Source organism: Methyloversatilis sp. XJ19-13 (genome assembly GCF_024580155.1).
Taxonomy (GTDB): domain Bacteria; phylum Pseudomonadota; class Gammaproteobacteria; order Burkholderiales; family Rhodocyclaceae; genus Methyloversatilis.
On the sequence record NZ_JANINH010000001.1, the window covers coordinates 323,428 to 347,075 of the forward strand.

19 protein-coding genes are annotated in these 23,648 nt (G+C 64.3%); 15 read left to right on the top strand and 4 right to left on the bottom strand.

The window, feature by feature from the left end; translation table 11 throughout:
• Positions 1-8: 8 nt before the first annotated feature.
• From prsR to grxD, 10 genes are all read left to right on the top strand, one after another.
• On the top strand, positions 9-1,358 hold the full coding sequence (gene prsR / locus NMQ14_RS01615) for a PEP-CTERM-box response regulator transcription factor (protein ID WP_257092866.1): 1,350 nt from the start codon (positions 9-11) through the stop codon (positions 1,356-1,358).
• A gap of 17 nt (positions 1,359-1,375) precedes the next feature.
• On the top strand, positions 1,376-4,174 hold the full coding sequence (gene prsT, locus NMQ14_RS01620) for an XrtA/PEP-CTERM system TPR-repeat protein PrsT (protein ID WP_257092868.1): 2,799 nt from the start codon (positions 1,376-1,378) through the stop codon (positions 4,172-4,174).
• A 22-nt stretch (positions 4,175-4,196) separates the two neighbouring features.
• Positions 4,197-5,477, top strand: a complete 1,281-nt coding sequence (locus NMQ14_RS01625; protein ID WP_257092870.1) for a nucleotide sugar dehydrogenase — start codon at positions 4,197-4,199, stop codon at positions 5,475-5,477.
• A gap of 16 nt (positions 5,478-5,493) precedes the next feature.
• Positions 5,494-6,540, top strand: a complete 1,047-nt coding sequence (locus NMQ14_RS01630; protein ID WP_373457164.1) for an SDR family oxidoreductase — start codon at positions 5,494-5,496, stop codon at positions 6,538-6,540.
• Positions 6,541-6,542: 2 nt separating this feature from the next.
• Complete coding sequence (locus NMQ14_RS01635) at positions 6,543-7,439, top strand: lytic transglycosylase domain-containing protein (protein ID WP_257092874.1); 897 nt, start codon at positions 6,543-6,545, stop codon at positions 7,437-7,439.
• A complete protein-coding gene (locus NMQ14_RS01640) occupies positions 7,432-8,193 on the top strand; it encodes a serine protease (RefSeq protein ID WP_257092876.1) in 762 nt (253 codons plus the stop codon). Before NMQ14_RS01635 ends, NMQ14_RS01640 begins: the two co-directional genes overlap by 8 nt.
• Before the next feature lie 150 nt (positions 8,194-8,343).
• Positions 8,344-9,615: a glutamyl-tRNA reductase gene (hemA, locus tag NMQ14_RS01645; RefSeq protein ID WP_257092877.1), complete on the top strand. Its 1,272-nt coding sequence runs from the start codon at positions 8,344-8,346 to the stop codon at positions 9,613-9,615.
• Between the two features lie 66 nt (positions 9,616-9,681).
• Positions 9,682-10,767: a peptide chain release factor 1 gene (prfA, locus tag NMQ14_RS01650; RefSeq protein ID WP_257092878.1), complete on the top strand. Its 1,086-nt coding sequence runs from the start codon at positions 9,682-9,684 to the stop codon at positions 10,765-10,767.
• A gap of 38 nt (positions 10,768-10,805) precedes the next feature.
• Positions 10,806-11,624: a peptide chain release factor N(5)-glutamine methyltransferase gene (gene prmC, locus NMQ14_RS01655; RefSeq protein ID WP_257092879.1), complete on the top strand. Its 819-nt coding sequence runs from the start codon at positions 10,806-10,808 to the stop codon at positions 11,622-11,624.
• Positions 11,625-11,747: 123 nt separating this feature from the next.
• Positions 11,748-12,059, top strand: coding sequence for a Grx4 family monothiol glutaredoxin (gene grxD, locus NMQ14_RS01660; protein WP_257092880.1), 312 nt, complete (start codon positions 11,748-11,750; stop codon positions 12,057-12,059).
• Positions 12,060-12,110: 51 nt separating this feature from the next.
• Here grxD and NMQ14_RS01665 read toward each other — a convergent pair whose 3' ends face one another.
• From NMQ14_RS01665 to NMQ14_RS01675, 3 genes are read right to left on the bottom strand one after another with little or no spacing between them, the layout of a single operon-like run.
• A complete protein-coding gene (locus tag NMQ14_RS01665) occupies positions 12,111-12,452 on the bottom strand; it encodes an RBBP9/YdeN family alpha/beta hydrolase (protein ID WP_373457165.1) in 342 nt (113 codons plus the stop codon).
• Positions 12,346-12,639 carry an alpha/beta hydrolase gene (locus NMQ14_RS01670; RefSeq protein ID WP_257092882.1) on the bottom strand — a complete coding sequence of 98 codons (294 nt, stop codon included), beginning with the start codon at positions 12,637-12,639 and terminating at the stop codon, positions 12,346-12,348. The genes NMQ14_RS01665 and NMQ14_RS01670 overlap by 107 nt, the downstream gene beginning before the upstream one ends.
• Before the next feature lie 48 nt (positions 12,640-12,687).
• Entirely contained in the window at positions 12,688-14,832 is a 2,145-nt protein-coding gene (locus NMQ14_RS01675) for a carboxy terminal-processing peptidase (RefSeq protein ID WP_257092883.1), read from the bottom strand.
• A gap of 442 nt (positions 14,833-15,274) precedes the next feature.
• Here NMQ14_RS01675 and NMQ14_RS01680 point away from each other — a divergent pair, with 442 nt between their 5' ends.
• The 4 genes from NMQ14_RS01680 (at position 15,275) to NMQ14_RS01700 (ending at position 21,598) form a co-directional block, all read left to right on the top strand.
• On the top strand, positions 15,275-17,044 hold the full coding sequence (locus NMQ14_RS01680; RefSeq protein ID WP_257092886.1) for an ABC transporter ATP-binding protein: 1,770 nt from the start codon (positions 15,275-15,277) through the stop codon (positions 17,042-17,044).
• Positions 17,045-17,184: 140 nt separating this feature from the next.
• Positions 17,185-18,327 carry a flagellar biosynthesis protein FlhB gene (flhB, locus tag NMQ14_RS01685; RefSeq protein ID WP_257092888.1) on the top strand — a complete coding sequence of 381 codons (1,143 nt, stop codon included), beginning with the start codon at positions 17,185-17,187 and terminating at the stop codon, positions 18,325-18,327.
• 147 nt (positions 18,328-18,474) lie between these two features.
• Entirely contained in the window at positions 18,475-19,800 is a 1,326-nt protein-coding gene (locus NMQ14_RS19670) for a PAS domain-containing methyl-accepting chemotaxis protein (protein ID WP_306441016.1), read from the top strand.
• A 364-nt stretch (positions 19,801-20,164) separates the two neighbouring features.
• Positions 20,165-21,598: a mannose-1-phosphate guanylyltransferase/mannose-6-phosphate isomerase gene (locus tag NMQ14_RS01700; protein WP_257092890.1), complete on the top strand. Its 1,434-nt coding sequence runs from the start codon at positions 20,165-20,167 to the stop codon at positions 21,596-21,598.
• Between the two features lie 43 nt (positions 21,599-21,641).
• Here the strand turns inward: NMQ14_RS01700 and NMQ14_RS01705 are convergent, their stop codons facing one another.
• Positions 21,642-21,797, bottom strand: coding sequence for a LiaI-LiaF-like domain-containing protein (locus tag NMQ14_RS01705; protein WP_190295055.1), 156 nt, complete (start codon positions 21,795-21,797; stop codon positions 21,642-21,644).
• Between the two features lie 159 nt (positions 21,798-21,956).
• Here NMQ14_RS01705 and ettA point away from each other — a divergent pair, with 159 nt between their 5' ends.
• Positions 21,957-23,621 carry an energy-dependent translational throttle protein EttA gene (gene ettA, locus NMQ14_RS01710; RefSeq protein WP_257079385.1) on the top strand — a complete coding sequence of 555 codons (1,665 nt, stop codon included), beginning with the start codon at positions 21,957-21,959 and terminating at the stop codon, positions 23,619-23,621.
• The last annotated feature ends 27 nt before the right edge of the window (positions 23,622-23,648 follow it).

Below are 23,648 nucleotides of genomic sequence, written 5' to 3' on the forward strand. Positions count from 1 at the left end.
GGAGTGACATGGCAGACAAGGGGCGGACACTGTTGATCGTCGAAGATGATCCGGCGCTGCAGAAGCAGATGCGCTGGAGTTTCGACGACTACGAAGTCGTACTGGCCAGCGACCGCGAATCCGCGCTGGCGCAGATCAGGCGCCACGAACCTTCCGTGATCACCATGGACCTCGGGTTGCCGCCAGCGCCCGACGACGTGACCGAAGGCATGGCGCTGCTCGGCGAAATCATGGCGCTGGCGCCGCAGTCCAAGGTCATCGTGCTGACCGGGCAGAACGACCGTGCCAACGCGCTGCGGGCGATAGGCATGGGTGCCTACGATTTCTACGCCAAGCCGTTCGAGCCCGACATGCTCGCGCTGCTGATCGAGCGAGCATTCAGGCTGCACGACCTGCAGTCGGAAAACATCCGTCTGGCCAACCAGCACCTGGGTGTCGAAGGGCGGTTCATCACGCGCGATGCGGACATGCTGCGCGTGCTGCGGACGATCGAAAAGGTATCGGCGACGCGCGCCACCGTGCTGCTGCTTGGCGAAAGCGGGACCGGCAAGGAAGTGCTGGCGAAGACCCTGCACGACCGCTCGGATCGGGCGAACGAGCGCTTCGTTGCGATCAACTGCGCGGCCATCCCCGACAACCTGCTCGAAAGCGAACTGTTCGGCTACGAGAAGGGTGCATTCACCGGCGCCACCAAGCAGACTCCCGGCAAGATCGAGGTCGCCAACAAGGGCACGCTGTTCCTCGACGAAATCGGTGACCTGCCCGGCGCGTTGCAGGCCAAGCTGCTGCGCTTCCTGCAGGAACGCGTCATCGAACGCCTGGGCGGCCGCGACGAGATTCCGATCGACGTGCGCGTGGTCTGTGCCACGCACCAGGACCTGCAGGCCCTGATCGGTGAAGCGCGTTTCCGTGAGGATCTGTATTACCGCCTGGCCGAAATCGTCGTCACGATTCCGCCGCTGCGCGCACGCGAAGGCGACGCCGCGTTGCTTGCGCACTCCTTTGCAAAGCGGTTTTCCGGCGAGCAGGGGCGCAGCGCGCTGACGCTGTCCCGCGAGGCGGTTGCTGCGATCGAGGCGCACAAATGGCCCGGCAATGTGCGCGAACTCGAGAACTGCATCAAGCGGGCGACCATCATGGCCGATGGCAGCCAGATCACGGCGGCCGATCTCGGGTTGAAGCCGGCCGATCAGGAGGACGGTTTTTTCAATCTGAGGCAGATCCGCGAGGAGGCTGAACGACGCGCTGTCGTCAGCGTGCTTGCGCGGGTGGATGGAAACATGGTGAAGGCGGCCGAAGTGCTCGGCGTCAGCCGCCCGACCCTGTATGACTTGATGAACCGTTTCGGTTTGCGCTGAATGCGCGAGGAGTTCTTGTGCTGAATCGATTTCCATTTCAGGAGCGACTATCGCTGAGCCGTCTGGCGGCCGCACTGTGCTGCGCCGCCTTGCTTGCCGCCTGCGACAGGACTCTGCCGCCTTCCGAACTCGTGGCCGAGGCGCGCGCAGCCATAGCGCGCGACGATTACCAGACGGCGTCCATCCAATTGAAGAACGCGTTGCAGCAGGATGCCAGCAACGCCAACGCGCGCTATGAACTCGGCAGAGTCCATCTGAAGCTCGGCGATTTTCCGTCGGCGATCAAGGAGCTGGAAAAGGCGCTTGAACTGAACCACGACGTGGGTGACGTTGTGCCGAAGCTGGCGCGGGTCCTGGTCGAAATAGGCAATTTTGAGGGGGCGATTTCGCGGTTTTCGTCCGCCAGCATGCCGACGCCCGAAGCTGAGGCGGATCTGAAAGCCGCGCTGGGTTATGCGTACATGGCATTGTGGAACAACGAAGGCGCGCTTAAAGCTTTTGACGCCGCGATTGCGATTGATTCACAGCATGCATATGCCAAAACTGGCAGGGCGCGTCTTGCCGCTGTCACTGGGGATATGGAAGGTGCCCAGCGCATGCTCGACAGCGTTCTGGCGTCAGGCTCAGCGGATGAAAATGCATGGTTTCTCGCTGCCGAGCTGAAAGACGCTACGGGCGATTCCGAGGCGGCACTTGCAGCTTATCGAAAGGTGTACGAGATCAAGCCGGACAATCGGCGCGCCCGGTATGTCGTCGTTTCCGCGCTTGTCAATCAGGGCAAGCTCGAACAGGCACGGGCTGAAAATGCGGCGTTCAGGAAAGCGGTTCCCAAGGCGCTCGAAGTGTCCTATCTCGAAGGCCTTCTGCTCATCAAGGAACGCAATTTCCCCGAGGCGCGAAAAGTCCTGAACGAGCTGCTGGCGATTGCGCCGAACTATCTGCCGGCGCTTGGATTGGCTGCGTGGGTTGAATTCGAGCTCAAGTCGTATGTCATCGCTGTACAGCATTGTGAAAAGATGTCGGCTGCAGGCGCAGATTCGCTGTTCATCCGCAAGATACTGATCGGCTCATATCTGAAGACCGGTCGGGTCGAAAAGGCGCAGCAAACGCTTGAACCGCTGCTTCAGAAATTGCCGGACAATTCTGAAGTGCAGGCACTTGCCGGCCAGGTGTTTCTGGCTGCCGGAGATACTGCGAAGGCCGAAAAGGCGTTTTCAGCTGTGGTACGGCTTCAACCCGAAGATGGAGCAGCCCAGTCGAGGCTGGGTCTCAGCCGTCTTGCTGCCGGTGATCGTAGCGGAGGCATTGCGGCACTCGAAAAGGCGGTGCGCCTCGAAACGGACGACACGCGTTCGGATGTTTTGCTGATCGTAGCGCATTTGCGAAACAGGGATGCGGATAAGGCTCTTCTGGCGATCGATGCTCTGGAGAAGAAAAAGCCCGGCGACCCGGGAACGCTCAATCTGCGCGGCACGGCGCATTTGGTCAAGATGGAGATGGACGCGGCGCGTAGCAGCTTTGCGAAGGCGCTAGAGATTGAGCCGGCCTTCTTTCCCGCGGCCTCCAATCTTGCACGCATGGATTTGCTGCAGGAGAGGCCCGATGCTGCAGAGTCGCGCTTCCGCGGCGTGCTGGACAAGTCGCCTGAACACGCGGATGCGTTATTGGCTCTCGCCGGTTTGAAAGCGCGGACGAAGGCCGGTACGCCTGAGGCCCAGAAATTGATTGAAAAGGCGGTCGCCGGTAACCCGAAGCTCGTGGCTCCGCGTGTTGCATTGGTTCAGCTGCACAGTGCCAGTGGCGAAAAAACCAAGGCGCTTGCTGCGGCCAATGACGCAGCGCTCGCGTTTCCTGACGATGCGCAGGTGCTTGAATTGCTTGCGTCAGCTCAGGCATTGGCCGGTCAGACCGATGCCGCTATTGCGTCCCGTGAAAAGCTGGTCGCTCAGTCACCTTCGAGTGCACAACCATTGCTGAGATTGGCGGCCACGCAGATGACCGCGAAACGCGAGTCGGAGGCCATCCAGAATGTGCGCAAGGCGTTGTCGCTTGAGCCGGAGCTGATGGATGCCCACAACATGCTGATTTCGATTCATCTAAGTCGCAACGAACTCGATGATGCATTGAGGGTCACGAAGGATATACAGAAGCAGAAGCCGAAACTGGCCCTGGGCTATGCCATGGAAGGCGACCTGCTGGCGAACTCGGGCAGGTTTGAGGCGGCGGTGAGCCCTTACCGCGAGGCGCTGTCGCGCGAGCGGGGAGCTGCCAACGTCATGCGGCTGCACGCGGCGCTCAGCCGCTCACCTAACGGTGCAGATGCTGCGGGCCGTTTGGTCGATGACTGGGTGAAAGAGAAACCCGCCGACAATATAGTGCTCTCTTACCTTGCCGAGCGTGCGCTGTCCCAGAAGCGTTACGACGAGGCATGGCGGCGATATGAGGCGATCCTCAAGCGCACGCCGAAAGACCCGATAGTGCTCAATAACCTTGCCTGGCTGGCGGCGGAACGAAAAGACAGCAGGGCACTGGACTACGCAAAACAGGCGCTGGATGCAGCGCCCAACAATCCGGCGGTACTCGATACCTATGGCGCGATCCTGTTTGATTCGGGCAGGACGGAAGAGGGGCTGAGCATGTTGCGAAAGGCAGTAGGTGCGGCGCCTGCTGCGCATGAACTGCGTTTCAACCTTGCGGCGCGTCTGGTCAGGGCAGGAATGAGGGCGGATGCGCGCAAGGAACTTGAAGTGCTCGCGGCCTTGGGCAAGGACTACGGGCGCGCAGCGGAAGTTGCCGAGCTGATGAAAAAACTTTGATCTGGCATTGGGGAATAGCGCGATGACGACAGTTGCAGTGATTGGTCTGGGCTATGTGGGATTGCCGCTGGCAGTCGAGTTCGGAAAGAAGATGCCGACCATCGGCGTGGACATGTCGGCCGCCAAGATTGCGGCCTACCGGGAATTCTATGATCCGACCGGCGAGGTCAGTCCGGAGGACCTGCGGGCTGCGACGCAGCTGACGGTGAGTACCGACGGGGCTGCACTGAAGGATGCTGACTTCATCATCGTTGCCGTGCCGACGCCGGTCGACGAAGCGCACCAGCCTGATTTCTCGCCGCTGGTGGGTGCCTCGGAAACCTGCGGTCGCCACATGAAGCGCGGCGCCACCGTGGTATTCGAATCGACCGTCTATCCGGGGGCGACGGAGGAAATGTGCATTCCGGTCATCGAGAAGTTTTCCGGTTTGAAGTGGCCGCAGGATTTCAATGTCGGCTATTCGCCCGAGCGCATCAACCCGGGTGACAAGGAACGCACGGTCACCAAGATCGTCAAGGTGGTGTCGGGCGACAGTCCGGAAACGCTGCGCAAGGTGTCGGATCTCTACAAGAGCGTCATCACCGCCGGCGTGTATGAAGCATCGAGCATCAAGGTGGCCGAAGCCGCCAAGGTGATCGAGAACACGCAGCGCGACCTCAACATTGCCTTCGTGAACGAGCTGGCCATCATTTTCGGCAAGATGGGCATCGATACCGAAGAGGTGCTGCGTGCCGCCGGAACCAAGTGGAATTTCCTGCCCTTCCGTCCGGGTCTGGTCGGCGGTCACTGCATCGGCGTCGATCCGTATTACCTGACGCACAAGGCCGACATGCTGGGCTATCACCCGCAGGTCATTCTGGCCGGCCGTCGCATCAACGACGGCATGGGCAAATATGTCGCCGAACAGACGGTAAAGCAACTCATCCGCAGCGGTGCGTCGGTCAAGGGCGCCAGGGCGCTGGTGCTCGGCCTGACCTTCAAGGAGAACTGTCCCGACCTGCGCAATTCGCGCGTGATCGACGTGATCCGCGAACTCGAAACCTACGGCATAGAAGTGCTCGTGCACGATCCGGTCGCAGAAACGAAGGAAGCCGAACACGAGTATGGCGTGTCGCTGAAGTCGTGGGACGATCTGCCGAAGGTCGAGGCCATCGTGGCCGCCGTGTCTCACAAGGAATTTGCAGCCCGCCCGCTGAGCGATTTCGTGTCCAAGCTGAAGCCGGGTGGCATCGTTGCCGACATCAAGTGCCAGTTCGATGCCGAGGCGCTGCGTGCGCAGGGCGTCGCGGTCTGGCGTCTGTGAGTCCGGCGTGACGCGGTTGTCCGCACTCCCTGCAGGCGTTGTCGCAGCGCTGGCGGCACGGCCACGCCGCTGGCTGGTGACCGGCGCCGCCGGCTTCATCGGTTCGCATCTGGTCGAAGTGCTGCTGCAGGCCGATCAGCAGGTGGTTGCGCTCGACAACTTCTCGACCGGTCACCAGCGCAACCTCGACGAGGTCACGGCCGGCGTAACGGCTGCGCAACGTTCCCGGCTCGAGTTCGTGCGCGGCGACATCCGTGATCTGGCCACCTGTGCGTCGGTCTGCGCCGGTGTCGATGTCGTGCTGCATCAGGCCGCGCTCGGTTCGGTGCCGCGATCGCTGGCCGATCCGCTGGCGACGCACGATTCGAATATCAATGGCTTCCTGAACATGCTCGTGGCGGCGCGCGATGCCGGCGTGTCACGCTTTGTCTATGCGGCGTCCAGTTCCACCTACGGCGATTCGCCGACGCTGCCGAAAGTGGAGGACGTCATCGGCCGGCCGCTGTCGCCGTATGCCGTCACCAAGTACGTGAACGAGCTGTATGCGGATGTGTTCGGCCGCTGCTACGGCCTGCAATGCGTTGGTCTGCGCTACTTCAACGTGTTCGGTGCGCGCCAGGACCCGGAGGGTGCCTACGCGGCGGTGATTCCGAAATGGGCGCGCGCACTGCTGCTGGGTGACATCGTGCGCATCAACGGCGACGGCGAAAGCAGCCGCGACTTCTGTTACATCGACAACACGGTGCAGGCCAACCTGCTCGCCGCGCTGACGACGCGCGCCGACGCGGTCAACACCGTCTACAACGTGGCGGCACATCGCCAGACCACGCTGAACCAGTTGTTCGACGCCATGCGCGCAGAGCTCGTTGCTCGCTTTCCCGACGTTGTAAAGGCGCAGGCGCAGCATCAGGACTTCCGCGCCGGTGACGTGCGTCATTCGCTGGCCGACATCGGCCGCGCGAAGACGCTGCTGGGCTATGTGCCCAGTCACGACGTGACTCGCGGTCTGGCCGAAGCGATGGACTGGTACATCGCGCGCTTTGCGCCCGTTGCGACGGCCTGATCATGAGTGCCCGGGCGCGTCGCAACTTTTCATTTGCCATCGCGCTGTGCGCGGCGGTACCCGCGTTCGCACTCGAACCTGAGGCCGCCGCGCGCGCGCTGCTGGCTGAGGCACGCCTGTTCGAACACGGCGAAGGCGTCAGTCGTGATCCGGCGCGCGCGGCAGCCCTTTACTGCCAGGCGTCCAAGCTCGGTGAAGCGGAGGCGCAGTTCAATCTGGCCTGGATGTACGCCAACGGCCGCGGGGTCGAGCGCGACGATGCGCTGGCCGCCACCTTCTTCGACCTCGCCGCGCGGCAAGGGCACGAACACGCGCAGCGCATGCTGCGCTTCACCGGTGAGCCGACGCGCGAGTTGCCCGACTGCATGCGCGACCCTCCGGAGCCCGAGCCGGTTGCGATCGCAGGCATAGCCCCCGATCTCGAAGCCGCCTTCGGTACCACGCCGGACCGGCGAAAGGTGATCGAAATCGTGCGCGAACTGGCGCCGACCTTCGACATCGACCCACATCTGGTCCTGGCGGTCATCGGCATCGAGTCGAATTTCAACCCGAAGGCGAGATCGCCGAAGAACGCCCAGGGCTTGATGCAGCTGATCCCGGAAACCGCGCAGCGCTTCAATGTTCGCGATGCCTACGATCCGGTGCAGAACATCCGCGGCGGGCTGGCCTATCTGCGCTGGCTGCTGGCCTACTTCGAAGGTGATGTCGAGCTGGCGACCGCCGGCTACAACGCGGGCGAAGGTGCGGTCGACCGCTACAAGGGCGTGCCGCCATATCGTGAAACGCGCGAATACGTGAAGCGCATCCGCAGCCTGTTCAACAAGCCGGACCATCCCTACGATCATCGCGTCACCACGCCATCGCCAGCGTTGCCGAAGATCGTGTCACGCCGTGGCTGACGCCCGGCGCCGTCTCGCCTGCGCAGCGCTGCTGTCGGCTCCGCTGCTGGTGCATGCCGCATTGCGCGAGGCCATCGTCCGCATCAAGCCGTCCATTGTCGTCGTCGGCACGCTGATGCGTTCGCGAGCACCTGCCTTCGAGTTGAAGGGCACAGGTTTCGTCGTCGGCAACGGCACGCTTGTCGCGACCAATGCGCACGTGGCCAGCGTGAAGCTCGACGACGAAAAGTTCGAAGTCCTGTCGGTGCTGGCGCAGGTCGATGGCAAACCGCAGATACGCGAGGCGCGCATCGTGGCTTCCAGCCCCGAGCATGACCTCGCGCTGCTGCTGATCCAGGGCGCGCCTTTGCCGGCGCTTGCACTGGGTGATTCGGCGCGGGTGGCCGAAGGCCAGTCGATCGCCTTTACCGGCTTCCCGATTGGCAGCGTGCTGGGCTTCACCCCGGTCACCCATCGCGGCATCGTGTCGGCCATCACCCCCATCGTGATTCCGGTCGACAATGTGAGCCAGCTGAATGCGCCCAACCGCAACCGGCTGGCGCGCGGCAGCTTCCCGGTGTTCCAGCTTGATGCCACTGCCTATCCGGGCAACAGTGGCAGCCCGGTATTCGATCCTGACACCGGCGAGGTGATCGGAATCATCAACATGGTGCTGGTCAAGGCCGGCAAGGAAAGCGTGCTGTCGCAACCGAGCGGAATCACCTATGCCATCCCGGCGTCGCATCTCGCTGCCATGATTGCCGCGCAGCGCTAGGGTCTGCCGACACCAAGTGCGGTCCGCGTTTGATGTCGGCAGACGTCACACGGTGGCCGGTCTGGTGCTGCGACGGCCGCTGTTATAATGTGCGCGCCTGACGGTGTCGTCCCGACCCATCGGCAATCACGCAGGCGTCGCTCCCCGTACATGTCCCTGTTCGCGCTTGGTCTCAATCACCACACCGCACCCCTGGCGGTGCGCGAGCGCATGACCTTCCTGCCGGAAGCACTGCCGGACGCGCTGGGCGAACTCACCCGCGGCCGGCCGGTGCAGGAAGCCGCGATACTGTCGACCTGCAATCGTACCGAGCTCTACTGCGCGACCAACGACCCCGACAGCGCACTGGACTGGATGGCGGAGTACCACCGCATCGCGCCGTCCGACATCGCACCCTACGTATACAGGCTGGAGCAGCCCCAGGCGGTACGCCATGCCTTCCGCGTGGCGAGCGGTCTCGATTCGATGGTGCTCGGCGAGCCGCAGATCCTCGGCCAGATGAAACAGGCAGTGCGCGTCGCCGAAGACGCGGGCACGCTGGGGGCGCTGCTGCACAAGCTGTTCCAGCGCAGCTTTGCAGTGGCCAAGGAAGTGCGCTCGACGACCGCGATCGGCGCCAACATCGTGTCGATGGCTGCGGCCGCCGTTCATCTGTCGGAACGCATTTTCGGCAGCCTGTCGTCGCAGCGCGTGCTGTGCATCGGCGCCGGCGAAATGATGGAACTGTGTGCCGCCCACTTCGCGGGCTGTACGCCGCGCAGCATGGTGATCGCCAATCGCACGATCGAACGCGCGCAGGCGCTGGCGCAACGCTTCACCCGGGCCGACCTGATGGTGGCCGCGGTGAAGCTCGACGAGATCGGCGAACGGCTGTCCGAGTTCGACATCGTGCTGTCCTGTACGGCCAGTCCGCTGCCCATCATCGGTCTCGGTCTGGTGGAACGTGCGCTGAAGGCGCGCAAGTACCGTCCCATCGTCATGGTCGATCTGGCGGTGCCGCGCGACATTGAAGGCGAGGTCGGCAAGCTCAACGACGTGTTCCTCTACACTGTCGACGATCTCGCGCAGATCGTCGATTCGGGCCTCGAATCGCGGCAGGCGGCAGTGGTGGAGGCGCAGGGCATCATCGATGCGCGGGTCGCCAACTTCCTGCAGTGGGTGCAGGCTCGCGAAGCGGTGCCGGCCATCCGTGCGCTGCGCGGTCACGCCGAAGACATGCGCATGCTGGAACTGGAACGCGCACTGCGTGCCCTGACCCGCGGCGAAGCGCCGGACCGCGTACTCGACACGCTGTCGCGCAACCTCACGAACAAGCTGATGCACGGCCCGACCCGCCTGCTCAACGAAGCGCCCTCGGAAGCACGCGGCCAGATCGAGGATCTGGTGCAACGCCTATACCCGCTGCACGACCGCGAAGGCTAGCGGCGCCCGCCGTCTCTCCTTTCCGCCGGCTTAACCGGCGCCCAGATACTTTTCCGAACACCCCGCATGAAACCGCGCATCGCCGACAAGCTCGAACATCTGTCGCAACGTCTGGCCGACCTCGACGCCGCGCTGTCCGATCCCGACGTGACGTCGGACATCGACCGCTACCGCCGCTTCACCTGTGAACATGCGGAACTGACGCCGGTGATCGCGCTGTACCAGGCCTGGTGCAAGGCGCGTGACGACGGCGAGGCGGCGCGCGCCCTGCTGACCGATCCCGACATGAAGGAACTGGCCCAGGCGGAAATCGACCAGTCCGCCAGCGACATGGCACGGCTCGAAGCCGACCTGCAGCGCGCCCTGCTGCCGAAGGATCCGGACGACGGCCGCAACGTGTTCCTGGAAATCCGCGCCGGCACCGGCGGCGACGAATCGGCACTGTTCGCGGCCGACCTGTTCCGCATGTATTCGCGCCACGCCGAACGCTGCCGCTGGAAGGTGGAGGTCGTATCGGCGAGCGAATCCGACCTCGGCGGTTACCGCGAAATCATCGCGCGTGTGGCCGGCGACGGCGTCTATTCGCGGCTCAAGTTCGAATCGGGCGGCCACCGGGTGCAGCGCGTGCCGGTCACCGAAACGCAGGGCCGCATCCACACCTCCGCGTGCACGGTGGCCGTGATGGCCGAGGTGGATCAAGTGGCGGAGATCGACATCAACCCGGCCGACCTGCGCATCGACACCTTCCGTGCGTCGGGTGCCGGCGGTCAGCACATCAACAAGACCGATTCGGCGGTGCGCATCACCCACGTGCCGACCGGCATCGTCGTCGAATGTCAGGACGACCGCAGCCAGCATCGCAACAAGGCGCAGGCGATGGCGGTGCTCGCCGCGCGCATCCGCGACGCGCAGGTGCGCGCGCGCGACAGCCAGATCGCCTCGACGCGCAAGAGCCTGGTCGGCAGCGGAGACCGTTCGGAGCGCATCCGTACCTACAATTTTCCGCAGGGTCGCATCACCGACCACCGCATCAACCTGACGCTGTACAAGATCGACGCCATCATGGACGGCGATCTGACCGAACTGCTCGACGCACTGGCGCACGAGCACCAGGCCGAACAGCTTGCGCAACTGGCGGAGGAAGGCGCGTGAAGGCTCTTTTTCCGCGTCGTGCCGGGTAACGGGTTCCGATGACGCTGGACGACTGGTTGCGCAGCGCCCGTAGCCGCATCGACGGGCGGGATGCGCAGGTGCTGGCCGCGCATGCGCTGGGCTGTGACCGCGCCGGGCTGATCGCGCGTGGCCGCGAGAAGCTGGCGGAACCTTCGGTTGTCGCGCTCGATGCGCTGCTCGAACGGCGTGCAGCGGGCGAACCGGTGGCCTATCTGGTCGGTCGGCGCGAGTTCTTCGGGCTCGACCTTGCGGTTGCCCCCGGCGTCCTGATTCCGAGGCCGGACACCGAATTGCTGGTCGAACTGGCGCTGGAACGCATCCGCGACCTGGATGCGCCACGTGTGCTCGACGCGGGAACCGGTTCCGGAGCGATCGCGCTGGCCATCAAGGCGAACTGCCCGCAGGCGCAGGTGACGGCGCTCGACCGGTCGGACATCGCGCTGCAGATCGCGCGCGCCAATGCACAGCGACTGGGCCTTGAAATCGGCTTCATCGCCTCGAATTGGCTCGATGGCGTGACCGGGCACGAATTCGATTGCATCGTGTCGAATCCGCCGTACATTCGTCCTGGCGACGCGCACCTTGCGCAGGGTGACTTGCGCTTCGAACCCGAAGCGGCGCTCGTCGGCGGAACTGACGGGCTGGATGACCTGCGCCGCCTGTGCGGCAGCGCGCCTGAAAGCATCGCGCCCGGGGGCTGGTTGCTGTGCGAGCATGGCCATGATCAGGCACCGGCGGTGCGTGCGTTGATGCGCTGTGCCGGGCTGGCAGATGTAAGCTCGTGGCGTGACCTCGCCGGCATCGAACGCGTCACCGGCGGCGCGATGGGCCGGTAAACTGCGCAGATGCGCGGATCGATTCACGCAGGCGGATGGATGTGTCGCTTCATCCGGGCCGATTTCGCCCTGTCTGCGTCATGCGCGGCAGGGCTTTGACTTGAACCATCGAAAGGAAACACCATGAGCGTCCAGGAACAGATCAAGGAAACCGTCACCAGCCACCCCGTGGTGCTGTTCATGAAGGGCACGCCGCAATTTCCGCAGTGCGGCTTTTCGGCCACGGTGATCCAGATACTGAAGCACGTCGGCGTGCAGAACCTGCACACGATCAATGTGCTCGAAGATGCGGAAATCCGTCAGGGCATCAAGGAATACGCCAACTGGCCGACCATTCCGCAACTCTATGTGCGCGGCGAATTCATCGGCGGCTGCGACATCGTCAAGGAAATGTTCCAGTCCGGCGAACTGCAGAAGGAGCTGGAAGGCACCTGAGGAAGGTACCTGGGGCAAAGGGCTGCAGGCGTCAGTCCTTCTGCAATCCGGTCACGACCGGCGCGCTCGCCCTGAGGTGGCAGAACAGTTCGAATCCGGCCACGGTCCGTGGCCGGATTCGGTATTGACGTGCCCCGCCTCGCCCAGGTCGACGAGGCGCGCAGCCCATCTGTCGGCCCAATACGCGGCCGACAGGCACTTCATCCATGGATCGTTCCGGCTCGCGGCCAGTACCGTCGGGAATGGAAATGGCGTGTCGGGAATGCGCGCCGTGATGCCGAACTTGTCAGGCCTCGCTGGTGCAACCAGCAGGGCGCCGGCAATCCGGTCCGCCAGCCTGCGGGCGGCGACCACAGACGCCAGGCAGCCAAAACTGTGCGCTAACAGCCACACCCGCCCTCGTCTGCGCGAAGATGGCCTGTTCGACCCGCGCTGACCAGAGGTCTATGTCGGGTCGGGCCCAGTCATCCTGCTCGACGCACTGCGCACAGATCAGCGCTTCGATCCAGCTCTGCCAGTGCGTAGGCCCGCTGCCGTTGAGTCCCGGTACGACAATTACCGGGTCCGCCCTTCCACTCACTTCCAGCTTCCTTGCCGTGACAAGCGGACCGCGGATCGGGCCGCCCCTTCATTGCCCGGGCGCGACGCCCGCAGTGGTCTTGCCGTTGCGCGCCAGTTCCGTTCCGGACTTCGTCAGGCTCACCATGTCACCCATGATGTGCGCAGCTTCGTCCAGCAATACGTCGCGCGCCGCCTTGCGTGACTTTTCTGCGGCCAGTTCCGCGCTCAGGCTGCGCTCGCCGGCCTGCAGTCCGTCGTCGCGCGGCAGCGCGGGACCGTCGTTGTCGGCATCGCCGACGCCTTTGATCTGCGAACGGGCCTTCAGCCGGGCTTCCTGCGCTTCACGTTCCTTGCGCCGCTCCTTTTCATTGAGCGATATTTCGGTGCGCTTGCGGATGGCTTCGACTTCGGCGATGTCTTCCAGCAGTTCACGGTAGCCGGCGTCGTTCGCCACCCGGGCACTGTGCCGCGTGGTCAGCGCCGGCAGCAGTTCGCGCGTGCTGCCCACCGGCTTGAAGTCAGCCGGTTCGATCTGCGTCCAGGGCAGCGCGTTGTCGTAGCTCGATTCGCCGAAGCGTTCGCGGTCGGCAAACGACGCGAGCGGGATGTCAGGGGTCACGCCGCGCAGTTGTGTCGTGCCGCCCGATACGCGGAAGAACTGGGCGACGGTCAGCTTCAGTTCGCCATAGGTCGGCTTTTCGCTCTTCGCCATTTCGTCCATGTCGAGCAGGGTCTGCACCGTGCCCTTGCCGAAGCTCTGTTCGCCGATGACGATGCCGCGACCGTAGTCCTGGATCGCCGAGGCGAAGATTTCCGACGCTGACGCCGACGCGCGGTTGATCAGCACGCCGACCGGGCCGTCCCAGGCAACGCCGGGGTCGCGGTCCTGCTCGATGCGGACCTGCCCCTTCGGATTGCGTTGCTGCACGACCGGCCCGCGATCAATGAACAGACCGGTCAGCCGCACCGATTCGTCGAGCGAACCGCCGCCGTTGTTGCGCAGGTCGATCAGCACCGCGCCGACATTCTCCGCCTTCAGCTCGGCCAGCAGCTTCGCCACATCGCGGCTGGCACTGCGGAAGTTCTCGTCGTTATTGTGACGGGCGTCGACGTCCTGATAGAAGGTGGGCAGCGTGATCACGCCGACCTTCTGCTTCACATCGCCACCGACCTCGATCACTGATTTGGCGGCGGCCTGCTTTTCCAGCTTGATGGTGTCGCGCACCAGCGTGATGCGCTTGTGTTTGCCGTCCGGACCGGCGTCCGCCGGCAGGACATCCAGGATCACCTTCGTGTCCTTGTTGCCGCGGATCAACTGCACGACATCATCTACCCGCCAGCCGAGCACATCGGCCATCGGCGCGTTTTCGTCCTTGGCCACGCCGGCAATGCGGTCGCCGATCGCGAGCTGCTCGGAGCGCGCGGCCGGGCCGCCCGGCACCAGTTCGCGGATGGTCACGTATTCGTCGCGCTCCTGCAGCACGGCGCCGATGCCGACGAGCGACAGCTTCATCGTGATCGCGAAGTCGGCCGACGCACGCGGGCCGAGATAGCTGGTATGGGGCTCGATCGATTCGGCGTAGGCATTCATGAACAGCTGGAACACGTCGTCGCTTTTCGAGCGCGCCGTGTGCGCCATGGCCTGCTCATAGCGCTTGGTCAGCGTGTCGCGGATCGCGGCGTCGTCCTTGCCGGCCAGCTTCAGGCGCAGCCAGTCGTTCTTCACCCGCTTGCGCCAGATTTCCTTCAGTTCCGCCTCCGAACTGGCCCAGGGCACATCGGTGCGCACATAGCGGTAGCTGTCCGGCTTGTTGAAATCGAAGCCGTTGGCCAGCAGTTCGCGCGCACCCGCCATGCGTTCGCGCACCCGCTGCGTGTAGCGTGTGAAGATCGCAAAGGGCGCGTCGAGCTTCTGCTGCAGGATGGCGTCGTCGAGCAGGGTGCGCACCGCGCCGAAGGTGTCGATGTCGGACTGCAGGAAATAGATGCGATCCGGGTCGAGCGTCTTCAGGTAGCGGTCGAAAATCCGGATCGACATCGCATCGTCGAGCGGTACGTTCTGATAATGAAAACGCGACAGCAATTCTGCGCTGGCCTGCGCCGCCAGCGCATGCGCCTCGACCGGCCGCAGCGGCGGCGCCATGGTCGCGGTTGTGGCTGCCTGCGCCGAAGTGGCCAGTGCAAATACCATCCAGAAGGTTTTCAGTTTCATCAGGTGTACTCCGGGGCGATGATCGAACAATGTCTGCAGACGTCCTCCACAGACCGCTGTTCAGGGCAAATCGTTCGGAAACTCTGGCAAAGACCCGCTTCCGATGCCAGCGCTGCCATGTTACCCACCGCTACGGCCGTGCGGGGCGGGCAGATGCCTCATCTGCCCTGATGCAATACAAAAGCCATGCTTCCCGCGCCTGTCGGGCTGATCAGCGCCTGAATTCAGTCATTGCCTGCGCAGGTCAAGTGTTTCGTTCGATCGCGGGAAGCAACAAGAACGCATGTGCTTTGCGAAAAACGGGACACGCCGCGCTGCACTGACGATGCTGACCGGTTTGCCGGCGGCTTTCTTCAGGTCGAATGGCATCATCCGGGGCTGGCTCATGCCACCTGGACCGCTTCCACCGTCCGCTGCCGCCCTCTTGCGCGAAGACTCTGCCATGCACCCGCTTTCCCGCCTTTTTTCGCACGCCCGCCAGTACCGCCGAGATGTGCGCATCGCCTCGCTCTATTCGGTGCTGAACAAGTTCTTCGATGTGCTGCCGGAAATCCTGATCGGCGTGGCGGTCGATGTCGTCGTGAACCAGAAGGCGTCCTTTCTCGCCGGGCTCGGCATCGTCGATCCGAAGGACCAGCTGGTGCTGCTGGCCATCCTGACGGTGCTGATCTGGGTCGGTGAATCGGCCTTCCAGTACCTGTACGACGTGCGCTGGCGCTCGCTTGCACAGAATCTGCAGCACGATCTGCGGATGGAGGCCTACCGCCATGTGCAGCAGCTGGACATGGCCTACTTCGAGCGCAATCGCAGCGGCAACCTGCTGTCCATCCTGAACGAGGACATCAACCAGATGGAGCGCTTCCTCAATGGCGGCGCGAACGAGCTGATCCAGGTGTTCGTCGGCTCGCTGATGGTCGGCGGCGTGTTTTTCGTGCTGACGCACGAACTGGCCTTTCTCGCGCTGATTCCGGTACCGCTCATCCTGTATGGCGCCTTCTGGTTCCAGCGCCGGCTGGCGCGGCGCTACACGGCGGTGCGCGAATCGGCCGGTGCGCTGGCCACGCGGCTGAACAACAACCTGCAGGGCATCGCCACCGTCAAGGCCTATGCGGCCGAAGAGTTCGAAGCCGGGCACATCCGCGATGGCTCGAATGACTACCGCCGTCGCAACGGCGAGGCGATCCGGCTGTCGGCGGCCATCACGCCGGTCATCCGCATGGCCATCCTTGCCGGCTTCACGGTGACGCTGCTGTACGGCGGCTTCCTGGCGCTCGAGGGCGACATCGGCGTCGGCAGCTATTCGGTGCTGGTCTACCTGACGCAGCGCCTGCTGTGGCCGCTGACCGGGCTGGCCGAACTGACCGATCTCTACCAGCGCTCGATGTCGTCCATCCAGCGCGTGATGGACCTGATCGACACGCCAGTGAGCATCGGCTACGAAGGAAATGCGCTGCCGCGCGAGGCGGTACGCGGCGAACTGGCGTTCGAGCAGGTGAGCTTCGCCTACGATGGCAGCGCACGGCCGGCGCTCGATGGCATCGACCTGCGCATTGCGGCCGGCCAGACGGTGGCCTTCGTCGGCAGCACCGGCGGCGGCAAGAGCACGCTGATCAAGCTGCTGCTGCGCTTCTACGAACCGCAGCAGGGCCGGGTGCTGCTCGACGGCCAGCCGATTTCGGCGCTGCGCCTGCAGGACGTGCGGCGCGCCATCGGCTATGTCGCGCAGGACACCTTCCTCGCCGACGCGTCGGTCGCCGACAACATCGCCTACGGCATGGCCGACGTGCCGCGAGACGACATCGTGCGGGCGGCGCAGTTGGCCGAGGCGCACGACTTCATCTGCGCGCTGCCGCAGGGCTACGACACCGAGGTCGGCGAGCGCGGCATGAAGCTGTCCGGCGGCCAGCGGCAGCGCCTGGCCCTGGCGCGCGCCATTCTGAAAGACCCGCCCATCCTGCTGCTCGACGAGGCGACGTCGGCGGTGGACAACGAAACCGAAGCCGCCATCCAGCGCTCGCTCGACCGCCTGGTTGTCGGCCGCACCACGCTGATCGTCGCGCACCGGCTGTCCACCGTGCGTCAGGCCGACATCATTCACGTCATCGACGGCGGCCGCATCGTCGAATCCGGCGACCACGACGCGCTGGTTGGGCAGGGCGGCATCTATGCGTCGCTGTGGCGGCTGCAGACCGGCGAGCGATCGCCTCCCTGATGCGGAACGGCGCGCCGCGTCGGCGGGCGGACAAACGCGGGCGCGCTTCGGCGTGCTTTTTCCCGTCTTTTCCGCCGATTGCCCGGTGCGCGGCGATTGCAGAATCGGCTTCCTGTTCATCTCACGGCTGATCTGCGAACGTGGCAGAAGAAAGCGATCTCGAAAAAACCGAACCTGCGTCACAGCGCAAGCTGGAGAAGGCGCGGGAAGAGGGGCAGGTACCGAGTTCGCGCGAGTTGGCGACCTTTCTCGTCACCATGACCGGTGTGGCCGGGCTTTACGGGCTGGCGGGCTGGATGTGGCCGCGCAGCGCGCAACTGCTGCGTGACGGGCTCACGGTCGACCGGCGCGCCATCTTCGATCCGTCTGCGATGTTCGCCATCCTGATCGACCGCATCATCGACGGGCTGATCGTGCTGGCGCCGCTGATGCTCGCGCTGATGGTCGCCGCGCTGGCCGCCCCCTTCCTGATGGGCGGCGTGGTGTTTGCGCCCAAGGCGCTCGGCCCGAAGTTCTCCAAGCTCAATCCGCTGGCCGGCCTCAAGCGCATGGTGTCGAAAACCGCGCTGGTCGAGCTGGGCAAGGGCGTCGGCAAGGCCACGCTGGTGGGCAGCGTCGCGGCCTGGGTCGTGCTGCGTGACCAGGACATGCTGTTCGCCATGTTCAGTGCGCCGGTCGACGTGGCGCTGGCGGCGACCGGCGACCTGATCATGACCGCTACGGTGATTCTGGTGGCCGGCATGGCGCTGATCGTTGCCATCGACGTGCCGTTCCAGCTCTGGCATTTCCAGTCCGAGCTCAAGATGACGAAGGAAGAGGCGCGGCAGGAGTTCAAGGAGCAGGAGGGCGACCCGCAGGTGAAGGGCCGCATCCGCCAGCAACAGCGCGAAATGGCGCGCAGCCGCATGATGGCCAATGTACCCAAGGCCGACGTCGTGGTGACCAACCCGACCCACTTTTCGGTGGCGCTGAAATACGACGTGGCCAAGGGTGGCGCACCGCGGGTGGTGGCCAAGGGCGCCGGCGAAGTGGCGCTGCGCATCCGCACGCTGGCCGCCGAAGCCGGCGTGCCGCTGGTCGAGGCGCCGCCGCTGGCGCGTGCCTTGCACAAGCACGTGGATCTGGAGCAGGAGGTGCCGGCGCGGCTGTTCCGCGCGGTCGCCGAAGTGCTCGCTTACGTCTACCAACTGAACGACGCCTTCGCCAAGGGCGTCGAGAAGCCCCGTCCGCCCGACGACCTGCCTGTGCCCGCCGATCTCGATCCGGGAAGCGACGTCGCCTGAGCGATCCTGCCGGGTGCCACAAAGTTTACTAAAGTTGTATCTCACGGACCCGTTATTCGCCTCAAAGCGGCATATTGCGTCGGTTATGTCCGGCAGGCCCGGACAACGCCTTGCGTTCAGTGCGGTGGAGAAAAAGGAGACAAGAACATGTTTGGAAAAAAGAGCAAACAACTTGAAGCGGCTCTCGGCGAGTGCGAGACGCGGGCGGCTGCCACGAAGGCACTGATCGATGCAATTGATCGCTCCATGGCCATCATCGAATTTGAACCCGACGGTAAGGTCATCACGGCCAATGCCAACTTCGCCCGTGCGATGGGCTACAGCGCGGCGGAGCTTGCGGGTATGCACCACCGCAGCTTCTGTCAGCCATCCTTCGCGTCTTCGGCCGCCTACGGTGACATGTGGGCACGCCTGGCGCGTGGCGACTTCGTGTCCGGCCGCTTTCCGCGGCTTGCACGCGACGGACGCGAAGTCTGGCTGGAAGCCAGTTACAACCCCGTGCTAAGTGCTGACGGCCGGGTGGTGAAGGTGGTCAAAGTGGCCAGTGAAATCACCGACAAGGTGCGCGCGGAGAGTGAATCGAATGCGCTGCTGGCTGCGATCAACCGTTCGATGGCAGTCATTTCCTTCAACCCGGACGGCACCATACTCGACGCGAACCCCAATTTCCTCAAGACGGTGGGCTACGCAAAGGAAGACATCGTCGGCCGTCATCACCGGATGTTCTGCGAGTCTGAACTGACCGCATCGCCGGAGTACGCGGCCTTCTGGCAGCGCCTCGCCTCAGGAGAGTTCGTTTCCGGCGATTTCAGGCGCGTTGCGCGCGACGGCACGGTGATCTGGCTGGAAGCGAGCTACAACCCGGTGTTCGACCCGGCGGGCAAGCTTTACAAGGTGGTGAAGTTCGCTGCCGACATCACTGAAAAGAAGGTGCAGCAACTGGCTGAGCAGGACAGCGCGCGCGTTGCCTGGCGGGTGTCCAGCGAAACCGAAGCCATCGCGACCGAAGGTGCGGCCATCATCGAGCGGGCATCGTCGGAAATGCGTGCCATTGCCGAAACCGTTCAGCTCACTTCGGACCGGGTGGGCGAACTGGGCAAGCAATCGGACCAGATCACCAGCATCGTCAAGACCATACGCGAGATCGCCGACCAGACGAATCTGCTGGCGCTCAATGCCGCGATCGAGGCGGCACGAGCCGGCGAGCAGGGGCGCGGTTTTGCAGTCGTGGCCGATGAAGTGCGCAAGCTGGCCGAACGCACCAGCTTGTCCACCAAGGAGATCGGCGACACGGTGCAACGCATTCAGGATGGTACGCGCAGCGCCATTCAGAGCATGGAATCCAGCCTGTTCAAGGCCGGAAGCGGCGTCGAACTTGCGGGCAGCGCCAGGCAGGCCATCGAACGCATCAGCAACGGCGCGCGAGAGGTGGTACAGGCGGTCAGCAAGTTCTCGTCAGTTGTGGACGGATGAGGGGGCGCAGACCGGCGCTGACGGTTGATGTGCGCGTCGCAGCGTCGCCGACGGATTTCATCATTTGACCTGAACACGTCGGTTGGCCGCGGGTGTTATTGCGGCGAGCTTTGCTCATCATGGAGATCGCTGTTCTTTGCGCCCTCACCCTCCAGGTGAGACCGCGTCGACGTCGAATGCACGGGCCGGAAGGGCACCCCCAGCCGCGTGCTCGCGCCTCGTGCCGCGGTTGTTCGCAGCGTCACGGTCGCCGTCTTCGATCGGATACGTCCGCCGAACACGTTGCGCTGTAACGGATTTATCGCGAAGCGCCGCGGGGCATGACGTAGACTTCGTGACTCCGATTTCCAATCTGGTTCCCGTCATGACCCTGCAACCCGTCATCCTGTGCGGCGGCTCCGGCACCCGCCTCTGGCCGTTGTCACGCGAACGCTATCCGAAGCAACTGCTGCCGCTGGACGGCGAGCGCACCCTGCTGCAGGACACGGCGCTGCGTGCCGGCGCACCCGGCGTGACGATTGCCGCACCGCTCGTCGTGTGCAACGAGGAATACCGTTTCCTGACCGCGGAACAACTGCGCCAGATCGACGTGCAGCCGGCGTCGTTGCTGCTCGAACCGGTCGGCCGGAATACCGCGCCGGCGCTGGCGCTTGCTGCGCTCGCAGCCAGCGCGGCCGACCCGGTGCTGCTGGTCATGCCGTCCGATCATGTGATCCGCAATACCGGGGCCTTCCGCGAAGCGGTGGCGCTGGGCGCGGCGCAGGCCGAAGCGGGGGCGGTGGTCACTTTCGGCATCACGCCGGACAAGCCGGAAACCGGTTACGGCTACATCCGCACCGGGGCGCAGCTGGCCGGCGGCCCGGCCCGCACGCTGGACCGCTTCGTCGAAAAGCCCGATGCCGCGACTGCCGAGGCCTACCTGGCCAGTGGTGACTATCTGTGGAATGCCGGTATCTTCATGATGAAGGCGAGCGTGGCGCTGGCCCTGCTGAAGCGGTTCCGGCCGGACATCGAAGCCGCCAGCCGCACGGCTTACGAGCGGGGCGCCGCCGACCACGACTTCTACCGCATCGACAAGGCCGCGTTCGCGGCTTGCCCGTCCGATTCCATCGACTACGCCATCATGGAACCGCTGGCTGCCGGCGAGCCGCGTGTGGCGCCGGCCGTCGTCGTGCCGCTCGATGCCGGCTGGTCTGATGTCGGCGCCTGGGACGCGCTGTGGCAGGTGGCCGCGAAGGACGCCGACGGCAATGTGTCGCGCGGCGACGTGCTGCTGCAGGACACGCAGGACAGTCTGGTATTTGCCGAAACCCGCATGGTGAGCTGCCTCGGCATGAAGGATGTCGTGGTGGTGGAAACTTGCGACGCGGTGATGGTGGTCGCGAAGAACCGTACCCAGGACGTGAAACGCATCGTCGCCCACCTGAAGGCAAACAAGCGCCCGGAGGCCGAAAATCACCGCAAGGTGTATCGCCCGTGGGGTTACTACGATTCGATCGACGCCGGTTCGCGTTTCCAGGTGAAGCGCATCGTCGTCAATCCGGGCGCATCGCTGTCGCTGCAGATGCACCACCACCGTGCCGAGCACTGGATCGTCGTCAGCGGCACCGCGCGCGTCACCTGCGGCGAGAACATCCTGCTGCTGTCGGAAAACCAGTCCACCTACATCCCGCTGGGCACGACGCACCGGCTGGAAAACCCGGGCAAGCTGCCGCTGGAAATGATCGAGGTGCAGTCAGGCAGCTATCTCGGCGAAGACGACATCGTGCGCTTCGAGGACACGTACGGCCGCAAATGAGCCGGGTGGGCAGGCGCGACGCCTGCCCGCGATGTTCCGAGGTCTACTTCCGCTTGATCAGCCCGGCGGCGCCGATGGCGATCAGCACGGCCGGCCACCAGGTGCCGAGAATCTCGCCCAGGTCACGCAGCGAAAAGAGCTCCAGATTCGACGCCAGCAGCAGCGCGCCGATGAGAATGAGGCCGATCGAACCGATCATGGGGTGTCCTGTGTGCGGTCTGGGTGGTCTGAAGCCGGCGCCTGAACGACACGCCGACGCCGGATGGTAGTGCGAGTCGGCACGTTTGAGGCGACTGCGGCTGCAGCCGTGCGGCTTGCGGCATACTTCCGGCTTCTCCAGTCATCCCCGCAGCACACCATGGCCCAATACGTGATGTCGATGCTCCGCGTGAGCAAGGTCGTTCCGCCGAAGCGCACGATCATCAAGGACATATCGCTTTCCTTCTTCCCCGGCGCAAAGATCGGCCTGCTCGGTCTGAATGGCTCGGGCAAATCGACGGTGCTGCGCATCATGGCCGGTGCCGACAAGGAATTCGAGGGCGAAGTGCAGCACCTGCCGGGCATCCGCATCGGCTATCTGCCGCAGGAACCGGAGCTCGATCCGGCGAAAACGGTCAAGGAGGAGGTGGAATCGGGCCTCGGCGACATCATGGAAGCGCGCACCAAGCTGGACGCGATCTATGCCGCCTATGCCGAGCCGGACGCCGATTTCGACAAGCTGGCCGAAGAACAGGCGAAGTACGAAAACGTGCTGGCGACCGCCGGCGCCGACATCGAAACCCAGATGGAAATCGCCGCCGACGCGCTGCGCCTGCCGCCGTGGGACGCGAAGATCGCGCCGCTGTCCGGCGGCGAGAAGCGCCGCGTGGCGCTGTGCAAGCTGCTGCTGTCCAAGCCGGACATGCTGCTGCTGGACGAACCGACCAACCACCTCGACGCCGAATCGGTCGAATGGCTGGAACAGTTCCTGGTGCGCTTCCCGGGCACCGTGGTGGCGGTGACGCACGATCGCTACTTCCTCGACAACGCCGCTGAATGGATTCTGGAACTCGACCGCGGCCACGGCATCCCGTGGAAGGGCAACTATTCGAGCTGGCTGGACCAGAAGGGTGCGCGTCTGAAGCAGGAAGAGAACACCGAATCGGCGCGCCAGAAGGCGCTCGCCACCGAACTGGAATGGGTGCGCGGCAATCCGAAGGCGCGCCAGGCCAAATCGAAGGCGCGTCTGGCGCGCTACGAGGAAATGAGCAGCGTCGAGTACCAGAAGCGCAACGAAACGCACGAAATCTTCATTCCGCCGGGCGAGCGCCTGGGCGACAAGGTGATCGAATTCAACGGCGTGTCGAAGGGCTTCGGCGATCGCCTGCTGATCGACAACCTCAGTTTCAGCGTTCCGCCGGGCGCCATCGTCGGCGTGATCGGCCCGAACGGCGCCGGCAAATCGACGCTGTTCCGCATGATCCAGGGGCTCGACAAGCCGGATTCCGGCGAAATCGTGGTCGGGCCGACGGTCAAGATCGCCGCGGTCAATCAGACACGCGAAGGTCTCGACGGCACGAAGACCGTGTTCGAAGCGGTCGCCGACGGCGCCGACATCCTGACCGTGGGCCGCTTCGAAATGCCCAGCCGGGCCTACATCGGCCGCTTCAACTTCAAGGGCGGCGACCAGCAGAAGATCGTCGGCAACCTGTCGGGCGGCGAGCGTGGCCGGCTGCATCTGGCCAAGACGCTGATCGCCGGCGGCAACGTGCTGCTGCTCGACGAGCCGTCGAACGACCTCGATGTGGAAACGCTGCGCGCGCTGGAAGATGCCCTGCTCGAATTTTCCGGCTGCGTGCTCGTCACCTCGCACGACCGCTGGTTCCTCGACCGCATCGCCACGCACATCCTCGCTGCCGAGGGGGATTCGCAGTGGACCTTCTTCAACGGCAACTATCAGGAATACGAAGCCGACAAGAAGAAGCGCCTCGGCGAAGACGGCGCCAGACCGCATCGCATCCGCTACAAGCCGATCGCGCGCTGAGCCGGTGTCGGCCGGTAGCGGTACCGG